The sequence below is a fragment of the Antrihabitans spumae genome (assembly GCF_043944905.1).
Classification (GTDB): Bacteria; Actinomycetota; Actinomycetes; order Mycobacteriales; family Mycobacteriaceae; genus Antrihabitans; species Antrihabitans spumae.
On sequence record NZ_JBIMSN010000029.1, the window covers coordinates 1 to 12384 of the forward strand.

General features: G+C 63.2%; 11 protein-coding genes and 4 tRNA genes. 6 read left to right on the forward strand and 9 right to left on the reverse strand.

What is annotated here, in order from left to right:
• Positions 1-698: 698 nt before the first annotated feature.
• The 5 genes from ACHIRB_RS07565 to ACHIRB_RS07585 form a co-directional block, all read right to left on the reverse strand.
• Positions 699-775, reverse strand: a tRNA-Phe gene (locus ACHIRB_RS07565).
• Positions 776-829: 54 nt separating this feature from the next.
• Positions 830-903: transfer RNA gene (locus tag ACHIRB_RS07570), tRNA-Asp, on the reverse strand.
• Positions 904-985: 82 nt separating this feature from the next.
• A tRNA-Glu gene (locus ACHIRB_RS07575) sits at positions 986-1058 on the reverse strand.
• Between the two features lie 94 nt (positions 1059-1152).
• Entirely contained in the window at positions 1153-1818 is a 666-nt protein-coding gene (locus tag ACHIRB_RS07580) for a TetR family transcriptional regulator (protein WP_395124680.1), read from the reverse strand.
• Positions 1819-2219: 401 nt separating this feature from the next.
• Complete coding sequence (locus ACHIRB_RS07585) at positions 2220-3230, reverse strand: SDR family NAD(P)-dependent oxidoreductase (protein WP_395124679.1); 1011 nt, start codon at positions 3228-3230, stop codon at positions 2220-2222.
• Positions 3231-3364: 134 nt separating this feature from the next.
• Between ACHIRB_RS07585 and ACHIRB_RS07590 the strand changes: the two genes are divergently transcribed.
• Positions 3365-3440, forward strand: a tRNA-Lys gene (locus ACHIRB_RS07590).
• A gap of 23 nt (positions 3441-3463) precedes the next feature.
• Here ACHIRB_RS07590 and ACHIRB_RS07595 read toward each other — a convergent pair.
• Positions 3464-3832, reverse strand: a complete 369-nt coding sequence (locus ACHIRB_RS07595) for an MmcQ/YjbR family DNA-binding protein (RefSeq protein WP_395124678.1) — start codon at positions 3830-3832, stop codon at positions 3464-3466.
• Between the two features lie 17 nt (positions 3833-3849).
• Positions 3850-4107 carry an acyl-CoA-binding protein gene (locus tag ACHIRB_RS07600; RefSeq protein ID WP_199705246.1) on the reverse strand — a complete coding sequence of 86 codons (258 nt, stop codon included), beginning with the start codon at positions 4105-4107 and terminating at the stop codon, positions 3850-3852.
• A gap of 161 nt (positions 4108-4268) precedes the next feature.
• On the opposite strand from ACHIRB_RS07600, the gene ACHIRB_RS07605 reads away from it, so the two are divergent.
• The 5 genes from ACHIRB_RS07605 to phoU all read left to right on the forward strand — a co-directional run bounded on the left by ACHIRB_RS07605 (position 4269) and on the right by phoU (position 10474).
• On the forward strand, positions 4269-4886 hold the full coding sequence (locus ACHIRB_RS07605; RefSeq protein WP_395124677.1) for a DUF937 domain-containing protein: 618 nt from the start codon (positions 4269-4271) through the stop codon (positions 4884-4886).
• A gap of 258 nt (positions 4887-5144) precedes the next feature.
• Entirely contained in the window at positions 5145-6101 is a 957-nt protein-coding gene (locus tag ACHIRB_RS07610) for an acyl-ACP desaturase (protein WP_395112481.1), read from the forward strand.
• An 82-nt stretch (positions 6102-6183) separates the two neighbouring features.
• Positions 6184-7338, forward strand: coding sequence for a tRNA dihydrouridine synthase DusB (gene dusB, locus ACHIRB_RS07615; RefSeq protein WP_395124676.1), 1155 nt, complete (start codon positions 6184-6186; stop codon positions 7336-7338).
• Between the two features lie 475 nt (positions 7339-7813).
• Positions 7814-9712: an LCP family protein gene (locus ACHIRB_RS07620; protein ID WP_417282117.1), complete on the forward strand. Its 1899-nt coding sequence runs from the start codon at positions 7814-7816 to the stop codon at positions 9710-9712.
• A gap of 78 nt (positions 9713-9790) precedes the next feature.
• The gene (phoU, locus tag ACHIRB_RS07625) at positions 9791-10474 is read left to right on the forward strand and encodes a phosphate signaling complex protein PhoU (RefSeq protein WP_395124674.1); all 684 of its coding nucleotides are present in this window, start codon (positions 9791-9793) and stop codon (positions 10472-10474) included.
• A gap of 169 nt (positions 10475-10643) precedes the next feature.
• Here phoU and pstB read toward each other — a convergent pair whose 3' ends face one another.
• Positions 10644-11420, reverse strand: a complete 777-nt coding sequence (gene pstB / locus ACHIRB_RS07630) for a phosphate ABC transporter ATP-binding protein PstB (RefSeq protein ID WP_199705240.1) — start codon at positions 11418-11420, stop codon at positions 10644-10646.
• A 52-nt stretch (positions 11421-11472) separates the two neighbouring features.
• On the reverse strand, positions 11473-12381 hold the full coding sequence (gene pstA, locus ACHIRB_RS07635) for a phosphate ABC transporter permease PstA (protein WP_395112476.1): 909 nt from the start codon (positions 12379-12381) through the stop codon (positions 11473-11475).
• Positions 12382-12384 lie beyond the last annotated feature (3 nt).

A 12384-nucleotide genomic window follows, 5' to 3' on the forward strand; every position in this document is an offset into this window, starting at 1 on the left:
GGTGGTCCCATGCACCTGGCAGAAATCAGCTCACAGTGGTCCCATGCTCATGGCAGACGACAGAGAAGCCTCCGCGGCTAACGGGACACTGCCCGAGGTGATTTCGACGGCTGCCGGATCGGCCCCAGCCAGATCGACGGAGCCGGTTCGGACCGAGCCGGTCAGCCAAAAGGCTGGCCCGATCTTCTGGTGCAAACTCAGCCCGAAGACCCCACACCGGTCAGTGCAAACCCGATTTCGACTGACCCTTGATAAGTCGCTCATCCAGTCTCCGTCAGAGACCGGCCGAGGAGCTGTACTGCCTTTCGGTCGTCCGCAGGTTCTCAACGTGCGCGCCGAGCGTACTGCGGGTGTCAGTCGCGCGCCTGAATGCGCCTGATCGAAGGCACCGACCTCGAGACAGTGCTCGCCGAGAAGGGGCCGATGCTTCCGCCCTACGCCGTGTCGCCAAAGGAGTTCCGGGCGCCCGCCCTGTACCTCCGCCTCGAGCAAGACTACAAATCGCCCGAAACTGCGAAACTTCACCGTGTTTCTGGGCAGCCAGGTTGAACTGAGCGTCCGCCCGGAAGCAACGACGAAACCCAAGGTCAGAGCCGTGGAAGCGGATTTCATGCGGCCAAATGCAGCCATTTTCGGGGGGTGGAAACGGCTAGAGGATCATGCCCGACGGGCGGAAACGCTGTGACCTGCGGAAATACTGGTGGCCAGGGCCGGGATCGAACCGGCGACCTTCCGCTTTTCAGGCGGACGCTCGTACCAACTGAGCTACCTGGCCGAACGGCACCGGAACTTCAATGCCAATCGCGTTGCGATGTGACTCGCGATATTGCGACCCTGACGGGACTCGAACCCGCGACCTCCGCCGTGACAGGGCGGCGCGCTAACCAACTGCGCCACAGGGCCTTACATGTACTGCAATACTTCGGAACTTCTCCGAGTTCACTGTCACCGTAAACTCGGGCACAACATCAAAACCGGTCGAACGTACCCCCTACGGGATTCGAACCCGCGCTACCGCCTTGAAAGGGCGGCGTCCTAGGCCGCTAGACGAAGGGGGCCCGCCGGATTTCTCCGGTTCAGTACCTCCAACGGCGTTCCGTTGGGAGCTGGGATAGCTTAGGACAGAACTTGCCGAAATCCCAAACCCGCTGGCTAAGCCTCTAATTTGAGGTCTTCGGGGGATGCAGAGGTCTGCCATCCGACGGCCCGCCACTTAGCGAGCCACTCCGGCGTTGCCATTGCCTCGAGCACCACTTCGAGTGCCTCTTCGAAGCGAGGACGGATTTGCGCGGGCTCGGCGAGCAGGTCCGCCAGATACCGCTGACCGGCCAATGCCGCGGACAGCACGCGCGTGAACTTTGCCGGGTCGGCATCGGCGCGCAGCTGGCCAGCCTTCTCGGCTCGCGTCGCGAGCTCGTTCGCTGCTTTACCGAGGACAGTTCCGCCGCTCGCTTCGATCTCCCCGTAGAACTCCGGTTCGATGATCAGCCGAAATTCGGCTTGGACGATGACGTCCGCTTCGAAGCGCATTGCGATTTCGTCGTTCATGCCGTGCAGACTTTCGTACGGGTCGAGCTCAGCTCGAAGCATCCACCGACTGGTCGTCGCCCTGTACCGCTCGAGCGCGGACTCCATCACGGCTCGGGCGAGATCTTCCTTGGAATCGAAGTGGAAATACATCGCACCTTTTGTGGCATGCGAGCCCTCTAAAATCCGGTTGAGGGAGGCGGCCGCATACCCGCTCTTGCCGAACTCGACAGCGGCCGACCCTATTATCGCCGCGCGGGTACGGCGCGCCCGTTCTTGCTGCCGTGCCATGCGCCCATCGCCTCCGAAGCAGGCGCGACCCCGATTTTCCATCGGCCACAAAACCGAACGGAAGTCGCGTTGTTAGTGTGCTTACAAGCTTAAAGTTGGTTTTGCCTATAAAACAATTACATTCGGTCCGAAACTGCAACATTAACCCGAAACACACCGAGTGGTATAGTTTTGCCTGCTCGGGTGCGCTGCAGGGGGTGCGCACCCGAGCTTTCTTGTGCCTGGAACTGCTCCTCCCGATACGCCCTGCTCGAGTTACGCAGCGACAATAACGCTCGGATGCGCGCCGGGAAACTCGACACTTCAACCAAATCGCACCCGGAGACGGCGCCGGTTCCCAAACAGAAAGCGGCGCCGCCTCGGAAATTTCCGACACGGCGCCGCCAGCAATTTTCCAGCTTCTACCAGTGAGTTCCCGGAGTTATGTCGACGAACAGCCGCTGACCGACCGATTCCTCCGCCGGCGCCTCTGGTGTCGACCCAGGCGTCTGCGCCGCCTGCGAGTCCGCGAACATCTTGAAGCCACGGTTTCGGACCATGTCCATGATCTCCGGCGTGATCGAATCTGCGAGGGAGGCCACTCGCCCGAAGGCGGGACTGTAGCGACGCGGCCGCTCGACAATGGCGTCGCAGATCACGTGACCTGCCTCTTCCGGGCTCAACGTCGGGAAGTTGTCGTACAGCGTGGTCGGCGCGATCATCGGCGTGCGAACCAGCGGCATGTGCACAGTGGTGAACCGAACGCCCTCGTCCTGCGTCTCGGCCTGGAACGCGTCCGAAGCGGTATCCAATGCAGCCTTCGACGCGATGTAGGCCGCGAAGCGTGGCACCTTTGTCTGCACACCGATCGACGAAATGTTGATGACCTGCCCGAACTGTCGTTCCCGCATGCCGGGTAGCAAACCGAGCATCAGCCGCAGCGGCGCGAAGTAGTTCAACTGCATCGTGCGCTCGAAATCATGGAATCGGTCATAGGACAGCGTCAGCGAACGCCGTATCGAGCGACCCGCGTTGTTGACCAGAATGTCGACCTTGCCGTAGCGAGCCAGCACGTTGGACACAAGCGCATCGATCGCAAGGAGGTCGGTCAGGTCACACGGGTGCACGTGCGCAGTGCCACCGAGCGCGGTTACCTCGTCCGCGGTTTCCCGCAATTTCTCCTCGCCGCGTGCGACCAAGACGACTGTGCCGCCCGCTGCACCGATCTCCAACGCTGCTGCCTTGCCGATGCCGGACGATGCTCCGGTGATCAGCACGATCCGGCCGCTGAGCATTTTTTCCAGACTCGGCTTCGGGCTGAAGAAGCGGGCGACGCCACCAGGTGTGGTGCGCGACGTCGGCTTGGTCAGTGCCTTGTTGACGGCCCCGATCGGTCTTCCGACAACCGAGCCGACCGTTTTGAGCGGATTCATATTCGTTTTTCCCATCCGAGGTGCCCCCGCTAGAGTGTTCCCCGTCACACTAGCCGCGTTGTCTCGGGCGCGAAACCAAATGCGTCCGGGTCCTGTTCGGTCCCGCTGCGGACTCCGTTAAACTGACCGACCGCGCCCCTTTAGCTCAGTTGGTAGAGCTACGGACTTTTAATCCGCAGGTCCTCGGTTCGAGCCCGAGAGGGGGCACCATCTTCTTCGCAACGCCGGTCGAGTCAGGCCGAATCTTGTTCCTCGACAACACGAGCCAGCTTGCGTGGCGCGACGAGGGTGTACGACGTCCGGACCCACTCGCGTAGTTGCGCCCAGCGTTCCTCGTCGGCGTCTTCGGCCATGCGGAGATTCACCCAGCCGTGGCGACCCAAGCCGTAGCCTGCCGGCTCGGCCGTCGGTTCGGTCGCGACCACCGCCACGGCCTCGTCCTTGGTCAACTTGAACGACAATCCGACGGCATCGAGATCACTGAAGACGAAGTTCTTGCCGCGCACCCGAAACGTCGGATGCCCGCCCCACTCTTCGATGTCGACGCGCACGGCTTCGGGCAACTCGGCTGCGATGGCTTCGAGCCGCTCCATATTCGTCATCGGAGACCCCGAAGATTTCAGCCAAGCAAGCGCGTGACGAGGTCGACGTAGCGCTGCTTCGCGTCGTCGGTGCTCGTGCCCTTCAGCTTGTCCCACGCGTCGTACTTCGCGCGGTTGACCATGTCCAGCCGACCGGGACGCTTGCCGTCGACGTCACCTTTCGAAGCCTGCTTGAACAACGAGTAGAGGCTGAGCAGGTCGTCGTTGCTCGGCTTGGACGTGAGCTTCTTGACGTCTTCCTGAGCCTGCGTGAACGACTGATCGAGATCCGACATTTTTCTGCACTCCCGGCGATGAATATGCGATGGACGAACTACTGCGAACTCGGCGCAATCCTAGTCCGCACGCCAGGAACCCTCCCGCAAACCAACTTGGGTCATTATTGTCAGCGCCACGGGGCGTTTGACGATAAATGCCCATGAGTAGGCGGGCCCGCATGGCATCACTCGAAGACCTCATGTCTCAGATTCCGATCAGTCAGATCGCTGCACAGCTCGGCGTCGACGAGCAGACCGCAACCAACGCGGTCAAGACCGTCGTCCCGACACTGGTCGGCGGACTGCAGGCGAACACTCAGGATCCGAAGGGCGCGGAGTCGCTGGAATCGGCACTCAACCAGCACGGCGATCTGCTCGACGGTGGAGTCGACATCGACAAGGTCGACGTCGCCGACGGCAACAAGATCGTCAGCAACATCTTCGGAAGTACCCAGAACCAGGTCGTCAGCACTCTCGGCGGTGCACCGGGCGGTGTAGGTGGCGACCTCATCAAGCAGCTGCTGCCGATCCTCGCTCCGATCGTCCTCGCCTACGTCGCCAAGCAACTCACCGGCGGTGGCAGCGCGGCCGCACCGCAGGCTCAGGCACAGGCCCCGGCAGCGACGGGTGGCGGCGCCCTCGGCGATCTGCTCGGCGGACTGCTCAAGGGCGCAACGAGCGGCGGTGGCGGTGCAGCAGGCGGCCTCGGCGGCGTCCTCGGTGGTCTGCTCGGCGGTAACGCCGGCGGCGCGATCGGCGACGTTCTCGGTGGACTGCTCGGCGCAGGCAAGAGATAGCGGTCCTGTAGCGAACACGTTTTCCGGCGGCCGCGGGCAACTTCTGCCGCGGCTGCCGGAGCCGTACACTGGACGTCGCGTGCTGATCCAGGGCCGCCGATCTAGTGCGTGAAATGCACGCACGATGGGCCAGCGACTAGCGCTGACCTGTGCTGGTTGCGTTTCACAACCGACCTACGGTCGCGTAGGCTGACCTAAAATGCGCCAGCCCAGCATGGGCCAAGAAGTACGAAATCTGCGATTTATGAGGGGCAAGTAATGGCGAGGGAACTGACTCAGCTAGAGCTGCTGACGGAGTTGCAACCCGTCGCAGAAGAGAACGTCAACCGACACATCTCCATGGCCAAGGAATGGCATCCCCACGACTACGTGCCGTGGGACGAAGGCCGAAACTTCGCAGCAATGGGTGGTGTCGACTGGGATCTCGAGCAGTCACATCTCGACGAGGTTGCCCGCGCGGCAATGATCACAAACCTGCTGACCGAGGACAATCTGCCCTCGTACCACCGTGAGATCGCCGAGAACTTCTCGATGGACGGCGCCTGGGGTACCTGGGTCGGCCGCTGGACCGCGGAAGAGAACCGCCACGGCATCGTGATGCGCGACTACCTCGTCGTCACCCGTTCGGTCGATCCCGTCGCGCTCGAGCAGGCTCGCATGGAACACATGACCAACGGATTCGCCTCGCCCGCCGAGGTCGACGCAGGTCTGCTGCACTCGGTTGCGTACGTGACCTTCCAGGAGCTCGCGACTCGCGTCAGCCACCGCAACACCGGCAAGGCCTGCAACGATCCGATCGCCGATCGCATGCTGCAGCGCATCGCGGCCGACGAGAACCTGCACATGATCTTCTACCGCAACATCTGTGCGGCAGCGATGGATCTTGCACCGGACCAGGCGCTCAACGCGATCAACCTGATCGTGCAGAACTTCCAGATGCCGGGCGCTGGTATGCCGAACTTCCGTCGCAACGGCGTGCTGATGGCCAAGCACGGGATCTACGATCTGCGCCAGCACCTCGAAGAGGTCATCTGGCCCGTGCTGCGCAAGTGGAACGTCTTCGAGCGCAACGACTTCAGCGCCGAAGGTGAGAACACCCGAGAGTCCCTCGCAGCCTTCCTCGAGAAGCTGGAAGGTCAGGTCCGCAAGTTCGAAGAGCAGCGCGACCGCCTGCTTGCCCGCGAGGCGAAGCTGCGCGAACAGCGCGCATCCTGACCCACACGATTGACGACTGTGCCCGGCGCCGACCATCGGTGCCGGGCACAGTTCGTTAGCCCCTAGTACCTCCGAGGTTGCCGTGAATAACCCTGCTACGCCGTTGCGCATCGGCTCGCTCGAGCTCGCAAGTCCCGTCGTGCTCGCACCGATGGCCGGCATCACCAACGTCGCGTTTCGCACCCTGTGCCGTGAGCTCGAGATCGCCCGAGCCGGGAGTGTGTCCGGTCTCTACGTCTGCGAGATGGTGACCGCCCGTGCGCTCGTCGAACGTCAGCCTGCGACGTTGCACATGACGACCTTCGGCCCGACCGAGACGCCGCGCTCGTTGCAGCTGTACACGGTCGACCCCGAGACGACCTACCGCGCGGCGAAGATGATCGTCGACGAGAACATGGCCGACCACATCGACATGAACTTCGGCTGCCCGGTCCCGAAGGTCACCCGCAAGGGCGGCGGTGCCGCACTGCCCTACAAGCGGACTCTGTTCGGCCGGATCGTCGCTGCGGCGGTCCGCGCGACCGAGGGCACCGACGTCCCTGTCACCGTCAAGTTCCGCGTCGGAATCGACGACGCCAACCACACTCATCTCGACGCGGGTCGAATCGCGGCCGCCGAGGGTGCCGCCGCCGTTGCGTTGCATGCGCGGACCGCGGCTCAGCGGTACTCGGGTTCCGCGGATTGGAACGAGATCGCCCGTTTGAAGGAACATGTGACGGATGTCCCAGTGCTCGGTAACGGGGACATCTTCGCCGCTGCCGACGCGGTCAGGATGATGGCGGAGACCGGTTGCGACGGCGTTGTCGTCGGTCGCGGTTGCCTCGGCAGGCCGTGGTTGTTCGCGGAGCTGAGCGCCGCACTCGCGGGCAGACCCGAACCGGTTCCGCCGACGCTCGGCGAAGTGGCCGTCATCGTTGCCCGCCACGCAGAGCTGCTCGCAGACCACCACGGGGAAGACAAAGGCCTTCGTGAGCTGCGTAAACACGTGTCCTGGTACCTGCGTGGATTCCCAGCGGGATCAGATCTGCGCGTTGCACTCGCACTCGTGTCGAGCCTGGCCGAACTCGACGACCTACTTGCTCAGCTCGACCCGACCATCGCGTTCCCCAAGGACGCCGAGGGTCCACGTGGACGTCAAGGATCACCCGGAAACGTTGCGCTACCCGAGGGTTGGCTCGACGATCCAGAGGACTGTCTGGTGCCCGCCGGCGCGGATTTGATGCACAGTGGCGGATAGCACAATGTAGTAGCTGGCCAATAGCCGGTTGCAATCCGATCTTCACAAGTCGGACGTGACTTCGTGCCACCCGCGTTGCTGGAGTGGACCACGGTCGCCGAGTAACTATCATTGCTGAAATCGTCGGGGACGATTGCCTGTCGTCCGGGACGACGAGCAATACAGATCAATCGAGAGGCGCGGTGTATCGGTGGGTGACAGCCAGACGCCAGGCGACCCCACGCCTGACGGTCGAGCACCCTGGGAGCGGTACTTCAACGAGTCCGGCCAGCCGATCGATACCGACTCACCCCGTGGCCGTTCCACTCGCCGACGCGGATCCAACGAGCGGCCGTGGTGGTCGGCGCTCAAGCGCGAAAACAAGAGCTCCGCACCGGGCAGGGTAAATCGTCAAGACGCCGTTTCGGTGTCCGATCTCGTCGACAAGGTGTCCGGACGACCGTCGCGCGGCGACATCGACGACCCGACCGAGACGATCCCCAAAGTCACCGACACGAACGACCCCTCGACCGGATCCCACCGCGCCTCGAACAAACCGGCACCCGAACGCAGGCCCGCTCCGCAACGAGCGCCGCAGGTGCCCGTTGCCAAACCCGTAGCCAAGCCCGCCGCCGCCGGACGCACCGAGCCTGCGGCACCCGCACCCGCACCCGCAGCGCACGTGCCGAGGCCCTTCATACCGGTGGCCGAGTCGGCACCGATTCCGCTGCCACCCTTCACTCCCCCGGCTGCTGCACCAGCCTCCGACTCCGCACGGATCATCGGTGGTACGCCACCAACTGCCGGACCGGTTGTCGTCGGTACGCCGGGCAAGAACGCCACGCCGCTCACCCGCCTCGCGCTGAGCAAACAACGCCGACGCAAACGGGTGCGTGTCATCGGCCGCACGCTGACCGCGCTCGTCGCGGTGATGGCATTGACCCTCACAGGTCTCGTGTGGGCCTACCTGCGGTCGACGGACAACGCATTTGCACAGGTAGCTGCACTCGACGAAGATTCGACCGACGTCGTCGACCCGATCGGCCAAACCGGCGACGAGACCTATCTGATCGTCGGCACCGACACCCGCGCGGGCGCGAACGCCGAGGTCGGTGCCGGAACGGTGGAAGATGCCGAGGGCGCGCGGTCCGACACGGTCATGCTCGTCAACATTCCGGCGAATCGCGAACGCGTAGTGGCTGTTTCCTTCCCGCGGGATCTCGACGTCCAACGACCCGTCTGCCAGGGCTGGGACAACGACACCGGCAAATACACCAACGAGACGTTCCCTGCCGCGGACGGCGACAAGCTCAACGCCACCTACGCGCTCGGTGGACCCAAGTGCCTCGTCAAGGTCATCCAGAAGATGTCGGGCCTCAAGATCGGCCACTTCGTCGGTATGGATTTCTCCGGTTTCGAATCGATGGTCAACGAGGTCGGCGGCGTCGAGGTGTGCACGACTCTTCCTCTGAACGACTACGAACTCGGCCCGATTCTGACCGAAACCGGCAGACAGACGATCGACGGCAAGACCGCGCTCAACTACGTTCGCGCCCGCAACATCGAATCGGAAGGCAACGGCGACTACGGCCGCATCAAGCGTCAGCAGCGCTTCCTGTCGTCGCTGCTGAGGTCGGCGCTGTCGAACAAGGTGCTACTCGATCCAGGCAAGCTCAACGGCTTCATCAACGCGTTCACCCGCGACACCTTTGTCGAGAAGGTGAACACGAAGGACCTCGTCACACTCGGTCGTTCGCTGCAGAACGTCGACGCCGGCGCGGTCACGTTCCTCACGATCCCGACGGCGGGAACCACCGAGTGGGGCAACGAGATACCGCGCGACGACGACATCGACGCCATCTTCAAGTCGATCATCGACGACGATCCGCTGCCTGGTGAGGAACGCTCCAACAGCGAAGACTCGACGACTTCGAGCACGTCCACGACGACGCCGCCCAACTCGACGACGGGCACTCCGGTGCTGCTGTTGGCCGTCGAACCCAGCGAAATCACACTGCAGATATCCAACGCGTCCGGCATGTCCGGGCTGGCAGCCTCGACGGCGACCAGCCTCGGCGCCTACGGTTTCGGCATCTACAGCGTCGGCAATTACAGCGGCACGTCCACGTCCTCGGTCATCCGGTATTCGGCGGGCCACGAGAGCGATGCCGCGACGGTCGCATCCGCGGTGCCGGGAGCGGTCCTCGAGGAAACAGCGGGCCTCGGCAGCATCGTCGAAGTTGTCATCGGGTCCGAGTTCGCGGGATCTATCAACGCACCGACCCCGAGTGGTTCACCGCTCACCAGCGTCGCGACCCAACCATCCAGTTCGTCGGCACCTGTTCTACCCGCTGACCTCGACGTTACGAACGCGGGCGACGACTCATGCTCCTGAACTAGAGTGGGACCTATTCACCGTCCGTTCACCGAGTGCTCGTCACTTGGACCATGACTCAAAGTAAAGTTTTCCATCATGCGCGTTGCCTATAACGAACAAATGGCCGAGTTGGCGAACCTACTCGGCGAAATGGCCGGCCTTGCCGGCTCCGCGATGGAGCGTGCAACACAGTCGCTCCTCCAAGCCGACCTTGCTCTGTCCGAGCAGGTGATCACCGAATACGACCGAATCTCCGAGCTGAGCGCCACTGCCGAAGAGCGCGCGTTTGCATTGCTCGCACTGCAGGCCCCTGTCGCAACCGATCTCCGTTCGGTCGTGAGCGGAATCCAGATCGTTGCCGACATCGACCGGATGGGCGCGCTCGCCCTCCACGTCGCGAAGATCGCGCGCCGCCGCCATCCCAACCACGTTCTGCCCGAAGAGGTCAACGGCTACTTCGCCGAGATGGGGCGCATCGCCGTCGCACTCGGCGCTGCAGCACAGGAAGTTCTGGTCTCCCGCGATCCGGAACGCGCCGCGCGACTGCGTGACGAAGACGAAGCGATGGACGACCTGCACCGTCACCTCTTCAGCGTTCTCATGGACCGCGAATGGAAGCACGGCGTTGCCGCAGCGGTCGACATCACCCTGCTCGGACGCTTCTACGAGCGCTTTGCCGACCACGCCGTCGAGGTCGGTCGCCGGGTCATCTTCCTCGTCACAGGCAAGCTCCCGTCCGATTCCGACGATGAGTACGGCATCGCCTCCGCGCCTCGCTAGCTTCGGCTACCCTGCACGCTCAACGCTGCCCCGCATCGACCACGAGTCGATGCGGGGCAGCACTTTTTTGCCGAGGCGACGTCAGAAGCAGAGGCAGACATCGGAAACGACGAAAGGCCCCAGCGTCACGCTGGGGCCTTTCGCAGTCGTTGGGCTTACGATCTCCAACTCAGCCGAAGCGGCCCGAGATGTAGTCCTCGGTCGCCTTCTGGGTCGGGTTGGAGAAGATCTTCTCGGTGTCGTCGATCTCGATCAACCGGCCGGGCTTGCCCGTCGCCTCGAGGTTGAAGAAGGCGGTCTGATCACTCACACGCGCAGCCTGCTGCATGTTGTGCGTGACGATCACGATCGTGAAGTCCTTCTTCAGTTCGGTGATCAGATCTTCGATGGCCAGGGTCGAGATCGGGTCGAGCGCCGAGCACGGCTCGTCCATCAGCAGAACGTCGGGCTGGACGGCGATTGCACGGGCGATGCACAGTCGCTGCTGCTGACCGCCGGAGAGGCCGCCTCCCGGCTTGTCGAGACGATCCTTGACCTCGTTCCACAGGTTCGCACCGCGCAGCGAGCGCTCCGCGATCTGGTCGAGTTCCTTGCGGTTACGCATGCCCTGCAGCTTCAGGCCGGCCACCACGTTGTCCTTGATGGACATGGTCGGGAACGGGTTCGGGCGCTGGAACACCATGCCGATGGTCCGGCGAACGCTCACGGGATCGACGCCCGACCCGTAGATGTCGTCACCGTCGAGCAGGATTGCACCCTGGACGTACGCGCCGGGGATGACCTCGTGCATACGGTTGAGCGACCGCAGGACGGTCGACTTACCGCAACCCGACGGACCGATGAAAGCGGTCACCGCGCGCGGCGGCACGGCAAGTGACACGTCGGCGACGGCGTGGAACTTGCTGTAGTAGATGTTGACGTCTTTGATGTCGATACGCTTCGCCATGGCTGGCTCCTGGATCTGCTTCGGTGTGGTTTGTGGTCCGGCGGACGTCTGGTCAGACGCTCTTGGGCGAGAAGAACTTGGAGACGAGCTTGGCGAAGATGTTCAGTACCGCCACGAGCAGGATGAGGGTCAGCGCCGCACCCCAGAGTCGTTCGTCGGCGAGGCCGACGACCGAGCCGCTGCGTTGGTCGACCATCATTCCGGGCAGCGACGCCATCTCTCCGTCGAACAGGTCGAAGTTGACGGTCTTCGTGTAGCCGACGAGCACGAGCAGCGGCGCCGTCTCGCCCATGACTCGGGCCAACGCGAGCATGATGCCGGTGACGATGCCCGAGAGTGCCGTCGGCACGACGACACGAGCGATCGTCTTCCATTTCGGTACGCCGAGTGCATAACTCGCCTCGCGGAGGTCCTGCGGAACGATGCGCAACATCTCTTCGGCCGAGCGGACGACAACCGGAATCATCAGCAGCACAAGGGCGAGCGATACCGCGAATCCCGATCGCGGGAAACCGAAGGTCGTGATCCACAGCGAGTAGATGAACAGCGCGGCGACGATCGAGGGAACACCCGTCAGGATGTCGACCATAAACGTGGTGACTTTGCCGAGCCGTGACCCGTTGGAGTATTCGACGAGGTAGATCGCTACGAACAGACCGATCGGAACCGAGATGATCGCGCACAGCAGGCCTTGGAACAGGGTGCCGATGATCGCGTGGTAGGCACCACCGCCCTCGGTGCGGTTGGTCATCAGGTTCTGCGACTTCTGCCACCAGTCCGGATCGAGCAGCGGATCGAGTCCACGTGACACAACCGAGAACAGCACCCAGACCAGCGGGATGAGCGCGATGAGGACCGCAAGGGTCACCAGCACGGTGGCCGTGGAGTTGACGAACCGTCGCTTGGCGCTGGTCCGACGGAAGGTCGGGTCCTTGACCGGCTTGTCCAGTGTCGTCGTCATGGG

Bases quoted from the DNA above. Each gene is read 5' to 3' on its own strand.
- ACHIRB_RS07580 (WP_395124680.1), bottom strand. From the start codon at position 1,818: ATGGCACGGCAGCAAGAACGGGCGCGCCGTACCCGCGCGGCGATAATA.
- ACHIRB_RS07585 (WP_395124679.1), bottom strand. From the start codon at position 3,230: ATGAATCCGCTCAAAACGGTCGGCTCGGTTGTCGGAAGACCGATCGGG.
- ACHIRB_RS07595 (WP_395124678.1), bottom strand. From the start codon at position 3,832: ATGACGAATATGGAGCGGCTCGAAGCCATCGCAGCCGAGTTGCCCGAA.
- ACHIRB_RS07600 (WP_199705246.1), bottom strand. From the start codon at position 4,107: ATGTCGGATCTCGATCAGTCGTTCACGCAGGCTCAGGAAGACGTCAAG.
- ACHIRB_RS07605 (WP_395124677.1), top strand. From the start codon at position 4,269: ATGGCATCACTCGAAGACCTCATGTCTCAGATTCCGATCAGTCAGATC.
- ACHIRB_RS07610 (WP_395112481.1), top strand. From the start codon at position 5,145: ATGGCGAGGGAACTGACTCAGCTAGAGCTGCTGACGGAGTTGCAACCC.
- phoU (WP_395124674.1), top strand. From the start codon at position 9,791: ATGCGCGTTGCCTATAACGAACAAATGGCCGAGTTGGCGAACCTACTC.
- pstB (WP_199705240.1), bottom strand. From the start codon at position 11,420: ATGGCGAAGCGTATCGACATCAAAGACGTCAACATCTACTACAGCAAG.
- pstA (WP_395112476.1), bottom strand. From the start codon at position 12,381: ATGACGACGACACTGGACAAGCCGGTCAAGGACCCGACCTTCCGTCGG.